Source organism: Clostridium sp. BL-8, from assembly GCF_002006495.1.
GTDB lineage: Bacteria > Bacillota > Clostridia > Clostridiales > Clostridiaceae > Clostridium.
Genome location: NZ_LZZL01000041.1, coordinates 20,229 through 44,770 on the forward strand (window position 1 = coordinate 20,229; position 24,542 = coordinate 44,770).

Annotated in this window: 21 protein-coding genes; 5 read left to right on the forward strand and 16 right to left on the reverse strand. The window is 30.0% G+C overall.

Annotated elements, in window-relative coordinates; all coding sequences use genetic code 11:
• The first annotated feature begins 68 nt into the window (after positions 1–68).
• The gene (locus CLOBL_RS14900) at positions 69–1,184 is read left to right on the forward strand and encodes an alkaline phosphatase family protein (RefSeq protein ID WP_077859763.1); all 1,116 of its coding nucleotides are present in this window, start codon (positions 69–71) and stop codon (positions 1,182–1,184) included.
• Positions 1,185–1,273: 89 nt separating this feature from the next.
• A complete protein-coding gene (locus CLOBL_RS14905) occupies positions 1,274–2,218 on the forward strand; it encodes an NAD(P)-dependent oxidoreductase (protein ID WP_179117764.1) in 945 nt (314 codons plus the stop codon).
• Positions 2,219–2,598: 380 nt separating this feature from the next.
• On the opposite strand, the gene CLOBL_RS14910 is transcribed toward CLOBL_RS14905, so the two are convergent.
• Positions 2,599–3,483, reverse strand: coding sequence for a LysR family transcriptional regulator (locus tag CLOBL_RS14910; protein WP_077859765.1), 885 nt, complete (start codon positions 3,481–3,483; stop codon positions 2,599–2,601).
• Positions 3,484–3,612: 129 nt separating this feature from the next.
• Between CLOBL_RS14910 and CLOBL_RS14915 the strand changes: the two genes are divergently transcribed.
• Complete coding sequence (locus tag CLOBL_RS14915; protein WP_077859766.1) at positions 3,613–4,215, forward strand: LysE family transporter; 603 nt, start codon at positions 3,613–3,615, stop codon at positions 4,213–4,215.
• Positions 4,216–5,167: 952 nt separating this feature from the next.
• Here the strand turns inward: CLOBL_RS14915 and CLOBL_RS29160 are convergent.
• The 8 genes from CLOBL_RS29160 to CLOBL_RS14955 form a co-directional block, all read right to left on the reverse strand.
• Positions 5,168–5,335: a hypothetical protein gene (locus tag CLOBL_RS29160; RefSeq protein ID WP_347472854.1), complete on the reverse strand. Its 168-nt coding sequence runs from the start codon at positions 5,333–5,335 to the stop codon at positions 5,168–5,170.
• A 5-nt stretch (positions 5,336–5,340) separates the two neighbouring features.
• The gene (locus CLOBL_RS28550; protein WP_143323878.1) at positions 5,341–5,778 is read right to left on the reverse strand and encodes a hypothetical protein; all 438 of its coding nucleotides are present in this window, start codon (positions 5,776–5,778) and stop codon (positions 5,341–5,343) included.
• Between the two features lie 156 nt (positions 5,779–5,934).
• On the reverse strand, positions 5,935–6,234 hold the full coding sequence (locus tag CLOBL_RS14930; protein WP_242953852.1) for a helix-turn-helix domain-containing protein: 300 nt from the start codon (positions 6,232–6,234) through the stop codon (positions 5,935–5,937).
• A gap of 226 nt (positions 6,235–6,460) precedes the next feature.
• On the reverse strand, positions 6,461–6,847 hold the full coding sequence (locus CLOBL_RS14935) for a sulfite exporter TauE/SafE family protein (RefSeq protein ID WP_179117765.1): 387 nt from the start codon (positions 6,845–6,847) through the stop codon (positions 6,461–6,463).
• On the reverse strand, positions 6,847–7,206 hold the full coding sequence (locus CLOBL_RS14940) for a sulfite exporter TauE/SafE family protein (protein WP_077859768.1): 360 nt from the start codon (positions 7,204–7,206) through the stop codon (positions 6,847–6,849). Before CLOBL_RS14940 ends, CLOBL_RS14935 begins: the two co-directional genes overlap by 1 nt.
• 28 nt (positions 7,207–7,234) lie before the next feature.
• Positions 7,235–8,044, reverse strand: a complete 810-nt coding sequence (locus CLOBL_RS14945; protein WP_077859769.1) for a TrmB family transcriptional regulator — start codon at positions 8,042–8,044, stop codon at positions 7,235–7,237.
• Positions 8,045–8,571: 527 nt separating this feature from the next.
• The gene (locus tag CLOBL_RS14950; protein WP_077859770.1) at positions 8,572–10,047 is read right to left on the reverse strand and encodes a hypothetical protein; all 1,476 of its coding nucleotides are present in this window, start codon (positions 10,045–10,047) and stop codon (positions 8,572–8,574) included.
• Between the two features lie 266 nt (positions 10,048–10,313).
• The gene (locus tag CLOBL_RS14955; RefSeq protein ID WP_077859771.1) at positions 10,314–10,706 is read right to left on the reverse strand and encodes a helix-turn-helix domain-containing protein; all 393 of its coding nucleotides are present in this window, start codon (positions 10,704–10,706) and stop codon (positions 10,314–10,316) included.
• 291 nt (positions 10,707–10,997) lie between these two features.
• Between CLOBL_RS14955 and CLOBL_RS14960 the strand changes: the two genes are divergently transcribed.
• Both CLOBL_RS14960 and CLOBL_RS14965 read left to right on the forward strand, forming a co-directional pair.
• A complete protein-coding gene (locus CLOBL_RS14960; RefSeq protein WP_077859772.1) occupies positions 10,998–11,528 on the forward strand; it encodes a nitroreductase family protein in 531 nt (176 codons plus the stop codon).
• Between the two features lie 266 nt (positions 11,529–11,794).
• Entirely contained in the window at positions 11,795–12,430 is a 636-nt protein-coding gene (locus CLOBL_RS14965) for a hypothetical protein (protein WP_077859773.1), read from the forward strand.
• Between the two features lie 120 nt (positions 12,431–12,550).
• Here the strand turns inward: CLOBL_RS14965 and CLOBL_RS14970 are convergent, their stop codons facing one another.
• The 7 genes from CLOBL_RS14970 to CLOBL_RS15000 all read right to left on the reverse strand — a co-directional run bounded on the left by CLOBL_RS14970 (position 12,551) and on the right by CLOBL_RS15000 (position 24,537).
• Positions 12,551–14,320: a carboxylesterase family protein gene (locus CLOBL_RS14970; RefSeq protein WP_242953853.1), complete on the reverse strand. Its 1,770-nt coding sequence runs from the start codon at positions 14,318–14,320 to the stop codon at positions 12,551–12,553.
• A gap of 335 nt (positions 14,321–14,655) precedes the next feature.
• Positions 14,656–16,923 carry an RNA polymerase recycling motor HelD gene (gene helD / locus CLOBL_RS14975; RefSeq protein ID WP_077859774.1) on the reverse strand — a complete coding sequence of 756 codons (2,268 nt, stop codon included), beginning with the start codon at positions 16,921–16,923 and terminating at the stop codon, positions 14,656–14,658.
• Positions 16,924–17,970: 1,047 nt separating this feature from the next.
• Positions 17,971–19,815, reverse strand: a complete 1,845-nt coding sequence (locus tag CLOBL_RS14980) for a beta-glucoside-specific PTS transporter subunit IIABC (RefSeq protein WP_077859775.1) — start codon at positions 19,813–19,815, stop codon at positions 17,971–17,973.
• Between the two features lie 477 nt (positions 19,816–20,292).
• Positions 20,293–21,315 carry a LacI family DNA-binding transcriptional regulator gene (locus CLOBL_RS14985; protein WP_077859776.1) on the reverse strand — a complete coding sequence of 341 codons (1,023 nt, stop codon included), beginning with the start codon at positions 21,313–21,315 and terminating at the stop codon, positions 20,293–20,295.
• A gap of 160 nt (positions 21,316–21,475) precedes the next feature.
• Positions 21,476–22,756: a DUF4038 domain-containing protein gene (locus tag CLOBL_RS14990; protein WP_077859777.1), complete on the reverse strand. Its 1,281-nt coding sequence runs from the start codon at positions 22,754–22,756 to the stop codon at positions 21,476–21,478.
• A 181-nt stretch (positions 22,757–22,937) separates the two neighbouring features.
• Positions 22,938–24,362 carry an L-fucose/L-arabinose isomerase family protein gene (locus CLOBL_RS14995; RefSeq protein ID WP_077859778.1) on the reverse strand — a complete coding sequence of 475 codons (1,425 nt, stop codon included), beginning with the start codon at positions 24,360–24,362 and terminating at the stop codon, positions 22,938–22,940.
• On the reverse strand, positions 24,349–24,537 hold the full coding sequence (locus CLOBL_RS15000) for a hypothetical protein (RefSeq protein ID WP_077859779.1): 189 nt from the start codon (positions 24,535–24,537) through the stop codon (positions 24,349–24,351). Before CLOBL_RS15000 ends, CLOBL_RS14995 begins: the two co-directional genes overlap by 14 nt.
• Positions 24,538–24,542 lie beyond the last annotated feature (5 nt).

Below are 24,542 nucleotides of genomic sequence, written 5' to 3' on the forward strand. Positions count from 1 at the left end.
TTTACAAAGCATTATAGAGGTGATAATCTAAAAACAAATAAGTGTCTTGATTAAAGGGGATGTAAATTATGCAAAAAATAATGATTGTTGTCATTGATGGGTGCTCTCCAGAGTATTTTACTTCTGAAAATGCACCAAATATTTATGGTTTATGTGAGCAAAAAGGATTCATAAAAAATATTTATGGTGCAGTTCCTACAGTAACCAACGTTAATCATGCTTCTATTCTGTCAGGACTTTGGCCAAATGAGACACAAATGGTAGGAAATTTCTTTTATAATCACATAACAGGAAAGTCTGGATTTATACAAGAGAAAGGATTTATGAAAGCTACTACAATATTGCAGCACATTAAAAGTATTGGTGGTAAAACCGCTTTATTGACAGTAAAAGGAAAAATTCTTGAAGTATATGGAGAAGATGTTGATTTTGGAATTAGTGCTGAAAATCCTGACCTTAACCTTTTAGAGCAGTTAGGCATTTCTATGCCACCAAAAATACAAAGTGTAGAAGGTAGCAAATGGATTTTAGATGCAGCATATACGTGCATACAAAAAGAATCTCCTGAAATAGTGTACTGCACTACTAATGACTATATTATGCATCATTATGGACCAAACTCTGAACAGCCTAAAAAGCAAATAAACGATATTGATAACTGTATCAAAAAAATATACGAATTAGAACCAACCCGCCAGATTTATATTACTGCTGATCATGGAATGAATAAAAAAACTACTCTTGTAAATTTTCAAAATTTATCTGAACAAGCAGGTTTTCATGTTGTATGCGTACCTCCAATAAAAGATAGATATATTGAAAATCATGGGTATCAGGAAGGTGGAACACTTTATGTATATATGAAAAATGCAGAAGAAATGGAAAAATACTTTCAATTTGTGTCTACCCAAATATCAGTTGACGAAATTTTGAACAAAAAAGAAGCTGCTGAACTTTATCATTTGCCAATAAATAGTATAGGAGACTACGTCATTTTTGCCTCTGAAGATTATGCATTTGCCGAAATTGAAGGTATTTATTTAAATACTAAAGACGTACGAACTCATGGCTCCCTTTATGAAAGGGAAATACCTTTAGCAGCAATTAATCCTGCTATGTCAAAAGAAAAGTATCAATTCAGTAAAGATATAACTTCAAATATTTTGCAATTGTTATCCAGATAGCAGTGTAGACATTTTGCAATGATTCTAATTGCCAAACATCAAACGGATTTTCTTCGAAATAGATATAGAGCATGAAAGGTGGTTTAAAAATGAAAATTCTTATAGTCGGATATTTTACTGAGACCTCAAAATCAAATATTGTAAATCATTTTCCAAAAGACTGGGACATTGTAATTGTTCAGCCCGGAAAGGAAATGTTGCATCATATTGAAGATTGTCAGGTACTCATACCTGAACACGTTAAAGTAGACAGCAGTCTGCTTTCTATAGCAAAAAAATTAAAGTTGGTACAGACGGGTGCAGGATTTGACAATGTAGATATAGATGCTTGTACGCAGTACGGCATTTGGGCGGCAAATGCTGCAGGAGTTAATGCACAGGCTGTTGCCGAGCACGTAATGGCGCTGATATTGTCTTATTATAAAAACATACCGTTTCTTGATTCTTTCATGAAGAATAAGATAGATGAAAATGAATTGCAGTATACAGGGAGTGAATTAAAAGGCAAAACCATCGGGATTATAGGCTTTGGCGCCGTAGGTAAAAAAGTAGCTGAGTTTTGCAGGGTTTTTGATATGAATGTTCTGGCTTATGCTAGAAATCCCGTTGTACAGTCTGACAGTTTTGTGAAAATGACGGATTTCGATACTCTTGTAAGCGCATCAGACATAGTAAGTGTACATGTATCCTTGAATCAGCAAACCAAACAGCTAATAAACAAAGATGTATTCAAGAAAATGAAGAATACTGCACTTTTTGTCAATACAGCCCGCGGCGGAATTGTCAATGAAAGAGACTTGATAGATGCATTAAAAAATAGGGACATTTCAGGAGCATGCCTTGATGTGTTTGAATCTGAACCTCTTCCAATTGAAAGTGAACTCCGAAAACTAAGAAATGTTATACTTACTCCTCATACAGCAGGCTTGCCTGATGGTCTCAAATTCCATAAAAAAAGATATGATTTCTTCGTGAATAATATAAAGCGTGTAGAGAATGGTGAAGAGCCTGAAAGCAAGCTCAATCAGTTATAGCTTTGATACAATAAAAATAAGAGCCTTTTATTCTACTTTGTATATGAATGTTATATACAAAGTAGATGGAATTATATGAGGTGATAGTTATAAAAGCTATATGGCATTGGCATCTTATAGCTTTTAAGGCGTGAAATTCGCATAATGTTTACCAACTGCTATGAAATGCCCAAATTCATAAATTTTATATTTACTTTTATATAAATGTAACTCGTTGTGCTAGTTAAATTCACTAGCATTATTTACAAATAGAAAATCTCTAACAAGTTTGTTACTCTATCATCAAAAGGACAAACAATCAATGATAGGAGTCAGCAATATGTTAGATCCTAGCAAAAATTCTAACATACTAATAAAAGATTTAAAAAATTTTGTTATAATTAACTATTCATCATTTCTTTACTCAAGTTTATAAAAGCTCTTAATGCCCTTGAAACCCACTTATCCCTGTGATATACCATTTGCGTAGTCAAATAAAAGGAATCTTCCCACAAATGAAGTTCTATCAATTCATTTCGTTTCAACTCCTCCTGAGCAGCAATCTTGGGAAGCAGCGTTATTCCAAGTCCGCTCATTGTCAATTGTTTGATTGATTGTATACTGCCCATTTCCATTATTGATTTCGGAGTTACCTCAGCATCATTGAGACTTTGTTCAAAAAGATTTCGGTAACCGCAGCCTTTTTCTGCAACAATTATGTTACAGTCAGCAATATCTTCAGGATAAACATGTTTCTTGAAAGTAAGTGGATGTCCTGGGGCTGCTAATAAAACTAACGGTTCAGGAAATTCCAATTCTGTGATTAACTCAGAAGTATTTATTTTCTGACCAATAATAAAGGCAACATCGATCTGATTTTCTCTTATCAACGTTTTACATTTATTATTCCCTTCCATTTTTAAAAGAATTTCAATTTCTGGATAACGGTCATGAAATTCTTTTAATAGCGGAGGAAGCCTTACAGCACAAAGTGATTCATTAGCCCCTATTGTCAAAGTTCCCTTTACATCTGATGTACTTAAATTGCTTTTTGCTTCATCACAAAGCTTAATTATTTGCTTAGCATAAACAAGAAGCTGTTCCCCTTCTGAAGTCAAAGATATATTTTTCCCTAATCTTTCAAATAAATTAACACCTAATTCTTTTTCCAACTGTTGTATCTGAGCAGTGATAGCAGATTGTGAATATCCTAGTTCAAATGCTGCTTTTGTAAAATTACTCAGCTTAGCTACGGTAATAAATGCATTTAATTGACGAAATTCCATTTGTATATACCTCCAAATCAATCATTTATTTTGATTGTTACAATTTAAACTATTGATTTCACTAATTATTAGTAGCATGATATCATATTACTACTATCTTTTCAAATTTAATTATTAAGGAGGTCAGCTATGTTCAATTTATCTGCACTTTTATCTTATGTTCTTGTTTCAACTTTTACCCCTGGTCCAAATAATATTATGTCTATGACAAATGGTACTAACTTTGGATATAAAAAAACATTGAAATTTGTTCTAGGCGCTACAGTTGGTATGGCTGTGATCATGTTATTGTGTGGTTATCTCAACTTATTTTTATTTAAACTTCTTCCAAATATAAAGTTGTCTATGGAGGTATTTAGTTCGGCATACATAATATATTTAGCTATCAAGATACTCAAAAGTAATTCTAACCCAAATGCAATTAATGATTACAGCATTAACACATTTAAATCTGGAATGCTTATGCAATTCATGAATCCAAAAACAATACTTTATGGTATAACAGTGACTTCAATTTTTATAATACCCTACTATAAATCAAGCATAATATTATACTTATTTGCTATATTCCTTGCATTCGTAGGATTTCTATCGATGTCCTGCTGGACTCTTTTTGGTTCATTATTTCAAAAAATTCTTAGCCGTCATAGAAAGTTATTCAATATTGTTATGGCATTTCTCCTAGTATATTGTGCATTATCAGTTCCCGATTTTAAACTTCTAATTCATTGATAATTTTTTGTACCATGAACTCAACGAAAGGAATGATGTTTAACATGAATATTAAATTTTCAAAAAGAAGTGATACAATTGAAGCTTCTGAAATAAGGGAGTTATTAAAATATTATCAAATGTTATTAAAGAAAATATGCTACCAGACAATTAATATGAAAATAATAAGAATGTAATAAAAAATATATCTTAAATCTAAGCATAAAAACATATCAATATATACCAATGTAAATCTTAATTTTCCTAATATCACCATTAGCATCAGGATATTTACCACCAATATTGTTCTTAAAAAAAGAAGAAGGAGAACCTCATTCATTTTGACTTGGTTCTCTTCTATTAATTAGACACATTGTTAAGTTATCATTTATTTATGATATGGTTCACTGTATCTAATCTAATATTTACCAATCCTCTTACCAATCACTTTTCCTGTTTGAGCATTTTCACCTCTACATTTCCTCTTTTCTTGCTTCCCCATTACCCCTATTTGCAAATTTACATTTCCCACTCTGAAATCCTTATAGTTAGTCTATTCCACCGTACTCCCTGCTTTCCCGCCAAATTTTCGTGCTACTCTTATTTTTTATTTTAGATTTACAAAAAGCCTTTATAGAAACTATTATTTTTACCGGGGGATTCGGAGTTTACGGGGTAATTATTGATATTACTACACTTACAAGTTGGGCATTCCACCTCGTTACTTTTTTCCTACGTGGCTTTTACAAAATATTATTTATTAATCTCAATTTTTCATTACATATTAAGGATTTTTTTATAGTAAAATAACTTTATAGATTTCACCCAAATCTATAATAAAATCTTAATCACCATTAATTTAGCAATTAGGATTTTTTATTATTTAATTCTTGTTTTAGCATGTCAATAAATTCATTCGAAAATACTTTGTTTTCAAAGGCTTTCTTTAATAGTTCTAACAACTGTATCTCAGTTACATCAAGGCTTCTTGTAATGTAACTATTATCTTCTCACGCTGTTTCGATTTTACCTCAATTCTCTCTATACAACCATAATAATAATAATCTTCGATCCTTACTTGACTATATATTTTGCAATAACTTGTTTCTTTTATTATTTCAGTTTCAGTTTGCTTTGCCATTTCAATTACAACTCCTTTTCTATTTGAATTTCGTGAAGCTCTTTAGCCGAAAACACTACAATAGAATAATCATCAGATAATAGAAAAAGTGATGAATAGTAATCAATACCATTATCACCCTTTATAATATCTGTATACTCTGGAAGTAGTCCTTTTATAGTATTAGCTTTTATTTCTGCAACATCTTCTTTTGATTCCAATAGTGCTATATAACCTCCCATATCTTTTAGTTCTCTGTTTTCAGAATAGTTTTCATCTATATACAATCTACCATTTGGTAATCCATATTTATCTGCCAAATGTTCAAGTTCAGAATCATAATTTTGCAATTCCAAATGCTTTGCAAAATTATGGTCATTTTTAACCAACATTTCTGTATATTCCAAAAATAATTCTTTAATTTCTTTATTATTTTCATAAGCAAGTTTTACTTCTGTTTCCATATTATAAGTTCCTTTCAAGTTTACTATTAATACCGCTCAGCCTTAAATTGGAATTTTACTCTTTTACTACAGCTTCATTTCAAACTCAAATTCAGTCAAATCTTCTCGCCATGAATTATTTGCTTTCTCTAATTTCTTTACAAATCCAGCTCTTGTCTACATGCTAATTGCTTTATCTAAATCACTTGTTGTATCTAGATAAACACTCTTATAGTTTTTCAGTATTCGGCTTAAATATCCCGCATCCATACACAAAATATCTGCCAGCATTTTAGATGTGCATTGCTTAGTTTTTTCAATTTCATGCAGGACACGTACTTCTGATAATGATAAGTCACTTTCTAAAATATGCTGATCTAATAAACCTAATACATTGGTATAATAGCGATTGAAACTTCTAATAATACTAATACTTCGTTTAAGATTTTTATTCATAACAAAACAACTTCCTTCCACTTATATGGAAATCACAATATTCTTAGTTGCTTTTGTCAATCTTTTAAATATTTATTTGAATTACTATATTTAAATAAAATAAAGCTCACCATACTAGATTGAATACCGCAAGCTTTTTCCTTAACTAAGCATCCAATTTTAGTGAATTTATTACTCATGTATGATATAATCCATTCATCATTAACATAAATCTCTTATTCATTTGTAAAATTTAATTTTTATAAGTCTAAATTTTATTTTTTTCTACTGTTTTAAATGAAGTTATTAATAATTGGATTCCTATGATTGCAAAAAAAGCACTAAAAACTTTGCACAATATATCTTCACTAAGTATATTTGCACAATTTGCTCCAATAAGGCTCCCAATAACGCCTCCAATAGCTAAATATATTCCAACTTTATAATTTATCAAACCATTTTTATGATGCTTTGCTGCACCTACAAAAGCTGTTGGAATAATAGCAGCTAATGCCGCTGCTTGAGCTATATGTTGAGTAACACCTAATAATGATATCATGATAACAACCATAATTGCTCCACCACCAATACCTAACATACCACTAAGTATTCCTGTAATCACTCCTGCTAATATTGTTAATATTATAATAGTCACTAAAAACCACCTCCCATCTTTATTGCCATAGCTATACATAGTATTGCAAGCAAGCGTCTTAATGCAATTTTATTAACATGTGGCATTAAACTTGCACCTATATATGCACCTATCACTCCTCCAACAGACAATAAGCAAGCTAAATATATATTTAAATTTCCATAATTGTTATAAACTATAGCACTGATGAATGCTAAAGGTGTAATAGCTACTAATGAAGTAGCATGAGCTTTATGTTGTGGTACTCCGAGTAATGATACCATACAAGGCACCATTATAATACCTCCTCCAATGCCAATCAATCCAGCACCTATTCCGCCAGCTATTCCAACTAAAATAGACTTAATTTCATTTTTCATAGGCTTAAATACATCCTTCCATAATAATTTATTTCTGAGAATCACTTTTTATTTCATTTAAAATTTCCGATATCATTTTTACAGCTATATTTTCATTATCCTCTTTTTTTATCAATCTATTAATCACAATATCATGAAAAATATAATCTTCAAGTAAATAAATATGAGTAGAATCTTCAGTGTAAAAAGCATTTCCATTAACTTCTAAAGAATGACCATATAATAATTTCTTACTATCACTGGAAAGGATAAACCATGGCTTTTTTTCAACACTATTATGAATTTTATTCATTCTATGCTTATCCAAAACACTTATTGGATTTTCTACTCCAAAAGTTATTCCAGAAACTTTACATCCTCGTTCAATGCATTTTTGCAAATCAGGCAACAATTCTAAATACATAGCATCCCATATTGAAATAACTACTTGTTCCTTTGCATCAGTTATTAAATTTCTACAAAAAGTCAATATATTTTTTTCACCTTTTACTGTTGAGACATAAATTTCATCTTTTTTTTCTTTGGCTTCAATTTGTCTAAGTTCCTTCCTCACATCATCATAATTACTACTCCATTCCTCACGTATACGTTCTAGAAATACATCTGCAGGTAAACCAGTATAATTTTTAACATTATCACTTGTCTCTTCAAACATTACAACTCCACGATTAGCAAGGGATTCAAGGATATCATAAATTCGTGAACGTGGTATTCCAGATACTTTACTTATACTATAAGCATTTGATGTACCTATGCTTAATAATGAAACATAAGCTTTAGCTTCATATTGATTTAGTCCAAAATTCTGTAATTTACTCATTAATGAGTTTTCTACCATTATTATTCCAATCTCCTTTCAAATATAAAATTTCTATATATTTAATTAAATACATTATAGTTACTACTATAGTGGTAACTATATCACTGTTAAACATCATTGTCAATAGTTACAATATATTACATTTTATTTTCTAGTATTCAAGCCATTTTAGCAGTTATCCTTTTTTATTGCATTATATAATATGTAATTAACTCCAAAAATTAAAATAACCCACGAAAATCTAATATTTTGATTTCGTGGGTCTTATAGCGAAAACTAGCCATCTCTTATCTCAGCTTCTTTCAGTATCCAATTTCAGTAAATTTATCACTCACTTATGATATGGTTCACCCTTCATTATCCTAAACTACTTTAAATATCTTTTATTTGTATAATAAATATCTAGTTATATACATACCAAGTGTCTAAGCACTACATATTTGTAACTAACGATATTTTACTTCGAACATTTTTTCACCTTGATATCTTTATCATTGCATATTTCATATATAAATTACTATAAAATAATTTATCCAGTATCCTACTTACCTTTTGAAATATTTAATTATTTTTGAAGAAATATAACCGAAGATGACCAAAAACAATCCATCAAAAATGAAATTAAATAAGAATAATTGTTTTGCAGTATCTGCTCTTCCATTTCCAACAAAAGGCATAGGAAACTGAACTGCTCCAATTAACATAACAATCCAAAGTAAAAATATCTTACTTCTTAATTCTAAATTAGATTTATTATTAATGTATTTACGAACTGAAACTAATATTATTATGAAATAAACTGCACCAATAAAATATAAATTCTTAAATATTACATGCTCTCTAAAGTATGACCAAAATGTAAATCTATTAAATTCAATTACCGGAGTTTTGCTATAGCTTTGGGAGCATTTTCCTAGTGAGGTGCTGGTATCAAAAGCTTTTCCAGCCGTGTATTCCATCCCCTTTAATAATCTTACAGGATGATTTAAATAAAACTTAGCAAGTTTTAAATTACTTATCTTACTATAAAACTCTTCATCTGTTATTTCTATTCCTGGCACATATTTTGAATATTCATCTGTATCTAAGTAAGAATGCTTTCCTGCTTCCACATACAAATCTGAATCAAGCCCTAATTCTGCTAAATCCTGCTTTGGTGTTTTAGAGCCATTTAATATTCCATAGAAAACAGAATTATACTCTGTATCCTTACTTAGATTGTTACTATTTCTAGAAATCCCAGCTGGATAAAGAATCATAGCATAAACACATACACATAAAGCTGCTATACTTATTCTATTTAAACAATCTCTATTTTCCCATATTATCTTCATTATAATAATTACTATAAAAGGCAAAGAGACACTTACCTGCAGCTTTGATCCTATAAATAAATATGCTGCAGCTAGTATAGGAATTATTCTTAGCAGCATACTTCCATTTTTCTTAATCACATATTTATAATGTATATAATTTAAAACTGATGCAATGAACAGTGCAAATGTGACTATCATCATTGGTTCCCCATACAGACTATTAAACCAAATCAGATAGTTGCCATCAAAAAAAATCAATATAATTAATATAGGAATTATTATCAATCTAATATCATCATTTATATTTATAGATTTTAATATAATAGCAAACGCAATAACATACATGACACTATATATAATAGCCAAATACTGAGTCTTAAATATATTCTGTCCAAAGTTCTTACAAATTGCATTTATAAAAACAATCAAATAACTTAAGCTGCTACCTCTTACGGTATCAGAAATTTTATCTATTTCATTTATCTTATACTCTGGCACTATATAATCATAGAATCTAATAAAATCAGCGTTATTCTTATCTGAATCTAGCAAGGTTAGACCAGAGATTCCCATTATCCTATCGAAATCTCCTTGATCTGCAACACCTACTTCTGGTTTAATAAATAGCACTCCTGCAATTGTTAAAATTGCAATTATAGTGAGTAAAACCTTATATGGATTTACTATACTCCTTTTCATCTTCATTAGATTTTCCTCCATTATTATATATGTATCCTCAAAGTTCTAGATATTCGACATACAAATAAGACTTATGACTGTAGGTGATGTAAGCCAAAATTAAAAGTAATAAATTAAGTTGTTGGTTTATTTAATCTACATCTTCATAACCCCGACTGATATACCTTTAAAATAAAACTCTATTAGTAATATGATACAAAATAGAATATTTATACTTCTATACACAAAAAAAGCCATACGCATAAGATATTATTCTTATGCGCATGACTTTTTTAAGCTTCTAAATTACAGTTCATTTGGCTTTTCCCCCAGCTGGATAACTCATAAAGTAACGGCAGCAAACTCTTCCCTTTATCAGTAAGCTCATATTCAACTCTTAAGGGCATTTCATTATATTGTTTTCTAATAATCAATTCATCTTGTTCCAGTTCATGAAGAGAATTTGACAACATTGTATTTGTTATTCCTTCAATCAGCCTTTTTAGTTCATTAAAACGTACCACATCTTTTTTTAATAATTGCATCAATATACGAAGTTTCCACTTTCCTCCAATAACTTCCAAGGTGTATTTTACAGGACATTGTATATTCTCATCACATTTCTTAGTATCATTGCTTTCTCTAAGTTCTTTTAAATATTTTTTCAGTTCTTGATTACTTGCCATATCTATAACTCCTCCATGGTATTAAAAATCATACCTGATAATAAAATTCTGCGTACTTGTCCATATAATTTTATGTAGATATAATAATTATACCAAGTTTATTTAGCATATTCAAAATAATACATTTGTATGCGCCATAATTCTAATCTCTATTTTATTTAGTTAGACAAGCAGCTAAGTTGCAAAAATAGTGCTGCTTATCTAACTAAAGATATATATTGCATATCAAATTTATTATTTTTTATTTATGCCTAACTTGAATAAATTATAGAATAAAGGAGATTTCTTAATATGGAATTAATGAAAGCTATTGCAATACGTAAATCTACTAGAAGTTATAAATCAGAGCAAATCAGTGAGGAAGCCTTAGATATTATTTTAAAGGCTGGTTATGCTGCACCAGTAGGAATGGGTGCTTATAAATCACTCCATCTAACAGTAATTCAAAATTCTGATTTATTAGATAAAATCACAAATGTTACTAGAGAAGCATTTAATAATCCTAAAATGAATCCACTTTATGCTGCACCTACACTTATAGTTGTTTCTGGACAACCAAATGAAAAGGCACCTGCAGTTGAATTAGCTAATGCATCTTGCATAATTGAGAATATGTCTCTTGCTGCTACTGATATGGGCTTAGGAAGTGTATACTTATTAGGTTTCACATATGCAATTTCTAAAAATGAAGAATTACTAAAAGAATTAAACTTACCTGAAGGTTTTGTACTTGCTGCTGGAATAGCAATAGGTTATCCAACTGAACCATTAACTACAGAAAAAGAATTAAAGCAAACTATCGAAACTACTTTTATAAAATAATTATCTATTTATATATAATCCTTTTAAAAAGAGGCGTAAAATTGCTTAATAACAATTTTGCACCTCTTTTTTTAGCTTCATATAAAATTTACTTTACTAATTATTACCCTAACAATTCTAGTTTCTGGTATAACTGAATATTCTATAATAATATGAATTGTAAATGTATTAATATATAACCACATATATAGATAAATTTAGAGTTAATATTTATGAATTCATTTAATTAGCTTACATATATAGAAATTATGGGGGGTAAAATTTTTATGGTAACTTTTTTATTATTATTAAGTGGCTTTTGCTGGACAATTGTTTATATTAAAATGATTATTTCCGGTTTCAAAGAAAAAACTTATGGAATGCCATTTATTGCGTTAGCTCTTAACTTTTCCTGGGAAGTTATATATTCCTATTTTAATTTAATAAATCATAATTATGCAAGCATTCAAACATGTATTATTTTCATATGGCTGTTTTTAGATATTTTTATTATTTTTACTTACCTGCTCTACGGGACTAGATATTTTCCACCTTACTGTAACAGAGAATATTTTATACCTTGGACTCTAATTATATTTCTTATGTCCTTTGTCCTTCAGTATTTCTTTATCATAGAATTTGGAGTTTATGAGCAAGTCTACTCAGCTTTTCTTCAAAATCTTATTATGTCTATACTATTCATCAATATGCTAGTTCATCGAAATGATTTAAAAGGCCAAAATTTAGTTATTGCTATTAATAAATGGATTGGAACTCTAGCTCCTACAATTTTATTCGGTATAATATACGGAAATAGATTAGCTCTCATCATTGGAATTTTCTGCTCTGTATTTGACCTTATTTATATATATTTTTTAAACAGCATAAGAAAATTCAAATCTTCTCATATATCAAAAAGTTAATTATTTCCAAAAGCACATAGCAGTTTATAACCGTTAACTATAACTGTAGCTATGTTTCATAAATAAAAAAATATGCATGCTCTTCATTTTAGTAAGAACATGCACAATACTCATATTTTATTATTTTATCCAGAGACTTTGATTATTAAAGTGTTCATCAAGCTTTCCACTGAACCAGCGGCCATTTAAGACGTTCTTTATCAAATCATCTTTAGTTTCTTTTGATACTGTAGTATCAGCTTCCATTTCTTTTATAACATCATTATAATTAATTCTTTCATTTGACATTTTAATATTTGCTTTATCTTTATCTGCATCAAGAACCAATTGAGTAGGAGCTCCACTAGTGCTATTCCAAGGTTTCCATGCTACTAACTCTGGACTATTTGGATTGCCATACCAAATAAACTGAGTTATGTATTTAGTAAATTTCACTCCTAAATCCTGCGCTCCTGCATTATTAAAGGAATCTTTATATAATGCACTAAAGCCAGTTGTTTCACCTGTCACAAAAGGTATCCATAAACCATGAAATGCTCCTGCCAGCTGTGCCATTTTCTCTCCAACTACGTCTTTGTTATTTCCAAATTCAAAATCGCAATCATAAATTCTTGCCTTATAATTTGCATTCATTCTTTCTGCTGATTCTTCTGAATTGAATAATTCATATAACTTACTTCCGTAATTTATTGAGAATCTTAATTCTTTATTTAATTCTGAATTAGTTAAAAGAGTATTATCATCTACTGCCGCAAATTTATTATCATACCTTGCAAATAGAGAAAATTCTGTAGATCCTGTTGACATTATAAGTGGAACACTATTATATTCCTTTGTATTAAAACCTTCTTTTGGTATAACTGTTCCATCAGTATATAGATGTGGAAAAGCACTCATTCTTATACCTGCATTTCCCATGAGGCTTGCTAATCTATCTGCTGAAAGCCCATATAAATAATCTTTTACATCCTTCCCATCAGTTAGCAGCCAGTTATATGCTTCATCCTCTGTAGCCTTAATATTATCTTTAACTACAAGTGGAGCAATAGCTTTTGCAATTACTTTAGCACTGTCTTCTGGATCTGCAGTTGTCATTCCTCCGCTGAAGGAAATTGCCTTTTGGAATTTTCCTTTAAAAATTGGTGAAATAAGCATCGCCATCACATCTCTTCCACCGGCTGAAAACCCTGAAGCTGTTATGTTCTTGGGATTTCCTCCAAAAGCTGTAATATTCTCATTTATCCAATCTAAGGATTTACTCATGTCTAATAACGCATAGTTTCCAGAATCCTCATTCTTATCTCCTGTTTTAAGTGCTGGTAAACTATTAAATCCAAGTGCACCTAATCTATAATTAACAGCTACAACTACACAGTTAGCATTTACAGATAATTTTTCAAAGTTAGTCTCTCCTCCACTTGAACCTGTTTGATTATTCCCTCCATGTACATAAAAAATAACTGGCAGTTTTTTTTCATTTGTATTTGGTCTGTAAATATCTAGATTCAAGCAATCCTCACTACCAATAACTTTTCCACTTGAAAGTTGGATTCCTATATTACCAGCCTTTGTTGCATCAAAAGTTCCAGTCCACTTTTCAGTATTTACTGGAGCCTTCCATCTCAATTCTCCAATTGGAGCTTTTGCATATGGAATTCCGCTCCATATCAGGGTTTTTCCTTCATTTTCTTCATGCCCTTTAACTTCACCATATTTGGTATTCTGCAATGTTCCCTGAGTGTAATTTAATCCCCCATCAGAATCCACTACAGAATTAATCACATTAACGTTTTCATCAGCTTTAGCTAAAATTCCATTAGAAAAAGTTGACATAGATGTAACAGATAAAACGATAGCTAATAAAAGACTTGTTTTTTTCATAAATTTCATTAATATCTTCCCCTCTTTCTTTATACAATTTAGTATTTTTCCTTGACTTTAAATTGTGTTTTAAAAAGTATTTACAAAATAAAAAGGCAAAACTAATACTTATTAAAATTAAGTATAAGTTTTGCCAGCATACCCTGTAACAACCTTTTACAACACATTTTATCTTTTATGCTTATGATATCATTCAGAAGAATATGTGTCAATATTTTTTAAACATTTACATCCTTCTATTTATTAGGCTTTTAAAATCTCAATATTAGAAAATTGCACAAATAAACTGAATATGTGAAAAGCAATATCTGCTAAAAAGAACTGATATTGCTTTCACTATTTATCTATATTATTAACTTACTTATCTCATCCTTCTCAATTATATACTCTAAATGTAGCGCTCTGGTTAATGAAACATACAGTAATCTTTCATCTAAAGTATTCTCTTTATAATTTTCTTTGCTTGGATTTAATATTATTGTACAGTCAAATTCTAAACCTTTAGTCAAATATGACGGAATTACTATTAGCTCTTCCTTTAATTCTTTTTCTTTTCCTTCCACTAATTCAAAGGTATACTTACTCTTCTTTAGAATCTTATATATTTTAGCTGCTTCCACTCCATCCTTTGTTATTACTGCTATAGTGCGTTTTCCTTGTTCTACTGCATTTTCTATTATATTTTCTATAGCAGAAAGAGCTTCTTCATCATTTGAAACCTTCACTATTTCTGGTCTAGCTCCATGCCTTAAAACCGGCTTTGCATCTTTAAGTCCTAAATTTTGCGCATTTAATGTTTTTTGAGCAAAATCTATTATTTCAACAGTTGATCTATAACTTTGGGTAAGCTGAACATATGTAGCATTCCCATCAAAAACACTTTCTGTTATATCTTCCCACGTTTTTAAGCCTTTATAATAATAAATCCCCTGAGCTAAATCTCCAACTAAGGTTAAAGCGTTCCCCTTAGCAAAACTATTTACTAAATAAACTTGAAATGGACTATAGTCTTGAGCTTCATCGACTACGATATATTCAAATTTTTCTTTTTCATCTATTCCTTCAAGCAAAATTCTAAGATAACCAAGTGCTGCCAAATCATCCTCATCAATTATATTCTTCTCACGGTTGTTATTGAATTCTTCTTTCATATAATCTGCTAAAACTTTAGGTATTTTATTACCTGTGGCTTCTTCAAACAAATCACCATTGTAAAAGCTATAATATATCTCCCTTGAATTCACATCTTTCCATTCTTTAAAATAATTATTAAATTCCTTTTTACTGTTATTTTTTATATTTTCTTTTATTTTATCCCGTTCTTCATATAAACTTATGAGTTTTTTTCTTCTTTCTTCTGAATCTCTCTCCCCGTTTCTAATTTCTCGTATTTTCCTTTCCCACTTGTTATCTATCTCTATTAACAGGGTTTCAATTCTTCCCTTTATCTTTAAATTTAAATATTTCTTTATTTCACTTTTTCTCTTATTTATTGGGTAAGCTTTAAGATCCATAGAGTATAATCTTTTTATCTCTTTTTTATCAAATAATATTTCATCTCTAACTTTAATGTCATCTATATTCAAAGTATTCTTTTCAATCAATGAAATATATCTGTCTAGCATGGTTTTAAACACCAAGGTTCCTTTAACCTTACTTGAATTTACTATGAGCTTTTTCTTATGCTCATCCTTTTCCTCGATGATTTTCATTATCTTTTCATCTTTGTTTAATATCTTTTCTTTTAATTTAAGCTTTGATAAAATGAGTTCTTCAAAAGTACTTTGATTAACCTCATCAGCTCCAAGGCTAGGCAGGATATCTGAGATGTAGTTTAGAAATAATTTATTAGGAGCTAAAACTAAAATCTCACTCCCGCTCATATTTTCTTTATATCTATAAATAAGGTATGCCAATCTATGTAATGCTATTGTAGTTTTTCCTGATCCTGCTGAACCTTGAACTATTATAGGAAGGTTCTTAGGCCATCTTATTATTTCATTTTGTTCTTTTTGAATTGTAGCAACAACTTCCTTGAGTTTTTTTCCTCTGTTCTCTTCAAGGTTAATCCTTAAAAATTCATCAACTAAGTTTTGGCCTTCCCCGCCGTTTATGATGATTTCATTTAGACCTTCATCAAATAGCTGCTCTATATCATTATCCTTATATAAAAATTTTCTCTTTAGTTCAAGTATTCCTTCAATAATTCCTTTTGGAGCAGTATAATATGCTTCTCCACCAGTTCCGCTATAATACAAATCTGCAACTGGTGCTCTCCAATCTACAACTACCTCTTCGCCATCCTTACTACTGTTTATCCCTTTCTTTCCAATGTAAATACTTTCTGTAAATCCACGATGTTCCCTAAAATCAACTCTTCCAAAATAAGGTTCATTTAATGATTCTTCATACTTTTCTATATCCTCACCTAAGTGCTTAAAAATTAGTTCATTAGCTACTTTCTCTTCACTAAATGTCTTTATTTCTTTATTGAGTCTGTTAAGTTTTTCTTCCACTGCTTGAAACTTTGTTTTTTTCTCTTTTAGTTCTTCTTGTATTAAATTCCTCTTTTTAAATAATACTTCTTTTTCTTCTTTTAAATTCACATCCATATTACTACATTGTATAATGATCCTTTAACCTTAAGCACAATCAAGAGAGTAACTAATTTAAATATTAGTTTAGGCACAATCAAAAAATAACAAGCCCATCTGCCAACCTATTTTCATGTGCCTTATTTCATGCATATTATTAAAGTCACTATATTTTCCTTTCCTAAATATCTCGTATACAAGATATTATAAGCCTCTTGTCATGGCATTCACCCTTTACGCTGAGACACGCGAGCAACGTAATTTAGGAGATAATTATAAAAATACCGCATTAATTTAGTATATATTTTATTTTCAGTGTTTGTAAAGACATAAATTTGTATTTTTTATAGATAAACATCTTTAGCCTTGAATTTATGTGGTAACTTACCGAAATCACGTACATCTTTATTTCGCAGGACTTGTAAAATTTTCGCTGAAAGTTCTAAATGTGAACATCCCCCATTTCTGCATACTCCCAAAAACAAGTTCTTGACAAGCATCAAATGGAACAAGCTTCAGAATAAACTCGACTCACGTTCGTTCACTAAGCGATTCACGCCAAATCATAGATTTGGATTCTCTGCTTAAGAACTTTTAGCAGCTCAATTTAAAGTGCATGCTTCACAAAAATGTATATAATTTCTAGTATAGGCACACGCAAAAGTTTAACTTAAGTAGATAATTATTCTATAAATATCCAAACTATTAATTCAACCTATATATAAAATGCTTATCCATACTTAACTATATATGTTGCAATTGTACACTTTGCATTTCTAATTGCAATATATAATATTTAACCTCATACTTTTGACTAACCACATGTGACTATTTTTATATTTTAAAATCAAGTCGACCTTTTAGCTATTTTCCATAATGATATATAACTCCAAATAGTTATTAATTGATTTTTCAATCATAAAATTTTTCTTAGATTATAGTAAAATTTTAACCGAAATAAATAATAGAAGCTTATCAATTTAATAGATAGCTTCTATATTTTATAAATTTATATCTTCTTATAGAATTGGTATAAGTTAAAACCTTGAGCAAAGCTAGGTTTGATTATTTTATTATAGAAATGATATTTTCACCAATTTTTTTAGTTGTATCATTAGTTTGAATTATACCACTAAATTCACTGTAATTTGTTACTAAGACAGGTGTTGTAATATCATATCCAGTTGCTTTAATTTTATCAATATCAAATTCTACAAGTAAATCACCTTTTTTAACAATCTGACCACTTTGAACTTTAACATCAAAATATTTACCATTTAATTCTACTGTATTAAAACCAATATGGATTAATACTTCTACACCTGAATTTGATTTTAATCCAAAAGCGTGTCCTGTAGGAAAAGCTGCTTCAATTGTACCGTCTACTGGTGAATATACTTTTCCTTCACTTGGAACAATTGCAATACCCTTACCTAATTGTTCACTTGCAAAAGCTTTATCCGAGACATCGGCTAAAAGCATTACTGTTCCATTCGCTGGACTTACTAATTCTATTTCCTTTAAGTGTGCTTCTGTAGTTTCTAATGATTCTTCCTCCCCAAGCATTTTATCATTAAATCCAAATAAATATGTTCCAATTGCAGATCCAAAATAAGCTATTACACAAGCAATTAGAAATCCTACAAAACCTTGGCCTATAAATGCTGGTAATGTCAAAATACTTGCTCCTACAAGAGCACTAGCTCCTGCTCCCACATAACCTACAATTCCTCCTGCTATTCCAGATGATATACAAGCAATTATAAATGGTTTCTTATACTTTAAGGTCACACCATATATTGCTGGTTCAGTTATTCCAAAAAGTCCTGTTGCTGCTGCTGATCCAGCAATAGCTTTCAATTTTGTATTCTTTGTTTTTAAAAATACACCAAGTGCTGCACCAGCTTGAGCAAAATTATTTGGTCCTGTTATTGTAAATAAAGTATCACGTCCATAAACTGCAAGATTGTTTGTTACAATCGGTACAAATCCCCAATGAAGTCCAAATATTATAATCACTGGCCAAACTGTTGCAACTATTGCACCACCTATCATTGGATTTATATTATAAAGGAAAGAATATCCTCCTGCTAACCATTTACCTAATGTGTCTCCTACTGGTCCTATTACTAGAAATGTTAAAGGGACTATTATAGCTAGACAAAAGGTTGGCGTCAAAAAGTTTTTACAAACGTCTGGAAGTATCTTGCCAAAAAACCTTTCTAACTGCGCTAAAACTAATACAGCCAAAATAATTGGGACTACTGTTGATTGATATCTAACTAATACAACTGGAATTCCTAAAAAATCAATTGCTTGATTATTAGTAAAAGTTGTTATAATAGCTGGATATAAAAGTGCACCAGCTACAGCTACTGCTATAAAGGGATTAGCCTTAAATTTCTTAGCTGCCGTAAAAGCAAGAGCCACTGGGAAAAAATAAAAGATACTATCACATGCTGCATATAAAATTTGATAAGTACCACTTGTATTTGCTAACCATCCCATAGTTGTAAAAAGCATAAGTAATCCTTTTAAAATACCAGCACCACACATAGCTGGTAATACAGGTGTGAATATTGATGAAATTATATCGATTGCAGTACTTACAAATCCTCTCTTATCCTTTGAACCTTCTTCACTGCTAGAATTCATTACAACTCCTGTAACTCTTCCAATAGTCTCATAAACCGCTCCTACTGAATTACCAATTACAACTTGATATTGTCCAGCACTTTCTACAACTGTAATAACGCCTTCTAATCTTTGAATTGCTGACTTATTAGCCTTTTCTTTATCCTTCAATTTAAATCTAAGCCTTGTAGCACAATGTACTAATGATAAAACGTTTTCTTTTCCACCAATATTTTTAATTATGTCTTTCGCTAATTGATCATAATTTTTAGCCATTAGTTTCCTCTCCTTCATCTTTAATTATAGATATAAATTTCCACAAATATAATAAATATTTATTGCTCTGCAAACAAAATAAATAGTTATTATATTTTTGATTAAAATACTTATAAATAATGTATATTTATAAAAAATAAATTTATTTGTATTGACTTCTTAATAATTTTAAATTTATAATTTCCATATTTGCGAGACTCTTATAGTACACTTAATACCAGCTTAAATCCGTTATCAACTCCCCTTATAAATATATTTTTCTAAATTTTATATAAGTATTTTAATTAAATTTTTTAATAATTCTTCATTGAGTATGTCTTAATTATATATCGTTTTCATAAATTTTTCAATATATATTTAGTAAATTTTTTGTTTTATTTTTATAAATTTTTAGCTTCATACACAAAAAAGTAAGAAGATGATTAATAATAATATTCTTAATCATCTTCCTACTTTTTTTAATTAAACATTGATATTTTACTTAACTATTTTAGCTACACTATTTCTTTCTATAAGTTTGGTATCAATTTCTATTTTTAGCGTAATAGATTCATCTTCATCATTTATCTTGTCTATAAGTCTTCTTACCGCTATGCTTCCCATTTCTTCCGTATAAACCTTTATGGTTGTCATATTAGGATTGCTCAATGAAGAAAACGGTATGTCATCAAACCCAATTATTGATATATCTTTAGGCACGTTTATATCTTGCTCCTGCATTGCTCTCATAGCGCCTAACGCAATGATATCATTAAAAGCAAATAAAGCTGTAGGGAGTTCCTTTCCCTTATTCTCTTCTAAGTATTTTTTCATATCTCTGTAAGCCCCCTCTAAAGTAGGCTCAACTAAAATTTCGTCCTCTTGCTTAAATTTTAGTCCTGATTCCTCAATTGCTTTTCTAAAGCCTTTATAACGATACTCAAAGTTGCTAATATTAACAGAACTTCCTACCATCCCTATTCTCTCATGTCCATTATCAATAAAATACTTAGCAGCTCTATAAGAACCACTTGTATTATTAATCACCACGTAATCATAACTTTTAAGTGCAAAATAGCTATCTAACACAACAACTGGAATGTCTAGATTTTCAAAGTAACAAAAATCTTCTTCATTCATTTCTGTTGCCAAAAGTAATATTCCATCTATCTTACCTTGATTTATAATTTTGAAAACATTCTCTTTATCATGTTCTCCATGTATCACTTGTGATATTAGTAATTCATATCCATTTTGCCTGCATTCATTTTCGCATGCTTCAAGTAATGCAGAGAAAAATTGTGTATCTGAAACTACATATCCATGTTTCTTAAAGAGAATTAATCTCATTACTTTTTCTTCATTCTTTTTATGATTACGAAAATATCCTAATTCTTCTGCAATCTTAATAATTTTAGTTTTAGTTTCTTTTCCCACACCTTTTCTATCATTGAGCGCGTTTGATACTGTTCCTGGAGATACACCTGCCAATTTAGCTATGTCTTGCATTATAGTTTTCATTTATACTCTCCTACCTATTCATTGACTACTATTATATTTTTTCAAATTTTCATAACTATAGTATAACCTATTATTACTAAAAACAAAACACACTCAGCTAAATATTTATTAAAATATTTATTCAATCACCACATACTGCAGCATGTGTACACTTATAATTCTAACTTATTGCAATAATCAACACATCTTGTTCAAAGTTATGCATATAAACTGTTGTTTCTCCATCCTGAACTTCCATATTAGGAATACAAATATTTTTATTTACTAAATCAATAACTTTAATATCATATCTTGATAAATCTTTATCTATTTTAACATTTGTATTTACGGGAACATAAATTAATATTTTCTCTTCATTTTTAGTAGACGCCATCCTAATATCACTACTTGAATTTTTGATTTTATACATTGGAACCAATTCATGAATCCTATATAAATCTAATAAGTATTTTATATATCCATAATCCCATGCCCCCGGGTATTTAACAGCATCATTCCAAGGATTAGGACTATCAAATCCTTCTCCCAACCTTAAACCAAATGTTTTTCCTATCTTATGCCAACTATAGATTCCATGCGCTCCATATGTAACACCTGCACATGCTCCTGATAGCAGACTCATCCAAGCAGCTCTTCTTACATCAAATTGATAAAATCTTCCATACATATTTCTACTATAACCCATTTGCTCATAACATGGCTCTGAATTTATTATAGGTTTAACCGGATATTTTTTATAAAAAGTCTCAGCAAGCAAATACGGCATAGCTGGATTTTGAGCATTGTGTCCTGATTGATACATGTAAAAGTCCATAACATCAATAAATTTTTTAGGGATTACATCCAGCCTCCCTTTTATATGCAAAGTCTGCAATAAATCAGGTGCTAACTTTCTTAATTTATTTGCTACTTTTAAATAATACTTTTCAATATCTTCTCCATCAAGATCAGTATCTCCACTAATTACATAGATTGGATCTAAATCCGAAAAAGTTTCGTGTACTTTTTCAACATATTTATCTACAAAATCATAAGGCATGATATTATTTCCAAATATTTTGCTTGCCCATGTACCAGGCACATAATTACACCATAATACAACAAGAGCTAATTCAAAACCTTTTTCTTTAGCTATTTTGCACATATGCCTCGCACGATTGAAATACTCTTGATTAAATTCGGTAAATTCAAATGTTTTAGATTCCATGCCATTATATGGTAATGGATAAAAATTTAGATCTGTTCCACTGGCATCCCATTGAGGAAGAATATTTATTTGAATTACATTAAACCCCTGATATTTTCTCAAATTCAAATAATATTCCCATTCTTCTAAAGTTATATTAGTAAATGCACTCCAGCAAGTATCTGCTAAATAAAAAAAGTATTTCCCATCCTTTTTAAATATACGACTATTTTTTTCAACTGTAATTTGTGACATGTTTTTCACCTCAAATATTTTTTCTTTAACATTCTCAATCAATAAAAGTATTTCTTCTTAAATAAAATATATAACAAAAATGATAAATTACGATATAGTAGTATTATACATAATTTATCATTTATAAATAAGGCAAATATTTTTTTGTTTTTTCCCTCTATATTTTCATAATTCTCACTTTTTATTCTCCGCGAATCCAAGCCTTTACTTCTTCTTCAACATCATCATAAAAATCCGGTTTTAAATTAGGAATATACTTACATGCTTCATATATGACTGGCAATATATCTTTATGAACTCCAGTACAGTGATGTACATATGGCCCAGTCACAAGTTTATCTTCAAGTCTTGATAGATTTTCTACTTCAACCCATAAATATGCTCCTTGAATATATGGCCCTTCAATGCCTTTAGCATGTCCAAGTAGTATTGAGTACTCTCCATTATCTCCATCAAATCTTAATAACGATATATCTCCGCCTTCTATTTCTGCATAAGAAGCTCCACTACATCCACTTTCTAAAGCAAATGGTGTTGCAATTTTTGCCTTTTGATTTTTCTTAGTTAAAGATATTGGGAAGCATCCACAGTGTTGAAGAAGCTCTCCATTTTTATTAGTTGGATGCACTACCGTCCAATCTGCAAAAAACGGTGCTGCTTGTCCCATAGTTGCTGCTTGAGCTATAACCGAAGTTATTGCTCCATGAATATCAGTTTCACATGCAACCGGAATTCCTTCATCAGTCATCAACGCATTAGCCATACATGGCATAATCTTCAATTCATCCTGAAGGGCTGTCCAGCATTGAATAGCAACTGCACTACACCCATATTCTCCTGTTAATTCAGCATATGCAACTTTTAATGCTGCAACGTTTTCAACTATTTCATCCGAAACAGTAATATCCAAAACTTCTTTCATGTATTTAATAGTTTCTTGTACCTTTTCAGTCTCTTCAGCTTTAACTTTTTTAACTTTAGCTACAAATTCTGTCATTGAAATCGGGTAAATTTGAACTCCAAACTTTTCTAACAATTCACCTTCATTACACATCATTGTCCAGAATGATGATGGACGTGTTGAAATTTGAAGTATTCTCAAGCTACCAACTTCTTTAACTACATTAGCAGCAGCTATAAAATTTCGGAGTCCTCTTTCAAAAGCTTCATCCTGTAATGATGAATTTGGAATATAAGAAAATGGTACTTTGAAACGTCTTAATATTTTACCAGTTGCAAATAATCCACATTGACTGTCTCTAAGTCTTGTTCCATTTTCTAAAGGAGCATCATCACGAGGTCCCCACAATAATACTGGTAATTTCATCTTTGAAGCAACTTTAGCAACTAAATCCTCTGTCCCAAAATTACAATGTGGAAAGAATAAAGCATCAACCTTTTCTTTCTCGAATTTTTCTATTACTGCTTCCAAATGTGATTCTGCAAACAACAAACCTTCTTCATTTATATCATCTATATTTACAAAATCCACTCCTAATTCTTTTAACTTTTCGCAAGTTAAATCTTTATATTTTATAGCGTCATTTTTGCTAAATATTGATCTTCGTGTTGCTGCAACACCTAATTTAATTTTAAATTCCTTCATTGTTAATTCCTCCTGTTATTATTTCTAAATATTCTTTTACATTTGTCACATAAATGCTATTAAAGGCTTTTAAACCTTTAAATAATACTTTCAACAGTAAATCCGTATCTTCTATAACCTCTTCTGCCAGAGCAGATGTACCAAATTTATATATACGAATAAACATCTTTAACATATTTA

Excerpts from the sequence above, each read along its gene's own strand:
- CLOBL_RS14940 (WP_077859768.1), bottom strand. The coding sequence starts at position 7,206 with ATGAAAAATGAAATTAAGTCTATTTTAGTTGGAATAGCTGGCGGAATA.
- CLOBL_RS14970 (WP_242953853.1), bottom strand. The coding sequence starts at position 14,320 with ATGAAATTTATGAAAAAAACAAGTCTTTTATTAGCTATCGTTTTATCT.
- CLOBL_RS14915 (WP_077859766.1), top strand. The coding sequence starts at position 3,613 with ATGTTCAATTTATCTGCACTTTTATCTTATGTTCTTGTTTCAACTTTT.
- CLOBL_RS14950 (WP_077859770.1), bottom strand. The coding sequence starts at position 10,047 with ATGAAGATGAAAAGGAGTATAGTAAATCCATATAAGGTTTTACTCACT.
- CLOBL_RS14945 (WP_077859769.1), bottom strand. The coding sequence starts at position 8,044 with ATGGTAGAAAACTCATTAATGAGTAAATTACAGAATTTTGGACTAAAT.
- helD (WP_077859774.1), bottom strand. The coding sequence starts at position 16,923 with ATGGATGTGAATTTAAAAGAAGAAAAAGAAGTATTATTTAAAAAGAGG.
- CLOBL_RS14980 (WP_077859775.1), bottom strand. The coding sequence starts at position 19,815 with ATGGCTAAAAATTATGATCAATTAGCGAAAGACATAATTAAAAATATT.
- CLOBL_RS14910 (WP_077859765.1), bottom strand. The coding sequence starts at position 3,483 with ATGGAATTTCGTCAATTAAATGCATTTATTACCGTAGCTAAGCTGAGT.
- CLOBL_RS14990 (WP_077859777.1), bottom strand. The coding sequence starts at position 22,756 with ATGTCACAAATTACAGTTGAAAAAAATAGTCGTATATTTAAAAAGGAT.
- CLOBL_RS14905 (WP_179117764.1), top strand. The coding sequence starts at position 1,274 with ATGAAAATTCTTATAGTCGGATATTTTACTGAGACCTCAAAATCAAAT.
- CLOBL_RS29160 (WP_347472854.1), bottom strand. The coding sequence starts at position 5,335 with ATGGCAAAGCAAACTGAAACTGAAATAATAAAAGAAACAAGTTATTGC.
- CLOBL_RS14965 (WP_077859773.1), top strand. The coding sequence starts at position 11,795 with ATGGTAACTTTTTTATTATTATTAAGTGGCTTTTGCTGGACAATTGTT.
- CLOBL_RS14960 (WP_077859772.1), top strand. The coding sequence starts at position 10,998 with ATGGAATTAATGAAAGCTATTGCAATACGTAAATCTACTAGAAGTTAT.
- CLOBL_RS14900 (WP_077859763.1), top strand. The coding sequence starts at position 69 with ATGCAAAAAATAATGATTGTTGTCATTGATGGGTGCTCTCCAGAGTAT.
- CLOBL_RS14995 (WP_077859778.1), bottom strand. The coding sequence starts at position 24,362 with ATGAAGGAATTTAAAATTAAATTAGGTGTTGCAGCAACACGAAGATCA.
- CLOBL_RS14985 (WP_077859776.1), bottom strand. The coding sequence starts at position 21,315 with ATGAAAACTATAATGCAAGACATAGCTAAATTGGCAGGTGTATCTCCA.
- CLOBL_RS28550 (WP_143323878.1), bottom strand. The coding sequence starts at position 5,778 with ATGGAAACAGAAGTAAAACTTGCTTATGAAAATAATAAAGAAATTAAA.
- CLOBL_RS15000 (WP_077859779.1), bottom strand. The coding sequence starts at position 24,537 with ATGTTAAAGATGTTTATTCGTATATATAAATTTGGTACATCTGCTCTG.
- CLOBL_RS14955 (WP_077859771.1), bottom strand. The coding sequence starts at position 10,706 with ATGGCAAGTAATCAAGAACTGAAAAAATATTTAAAAGAACTTAGAGAA.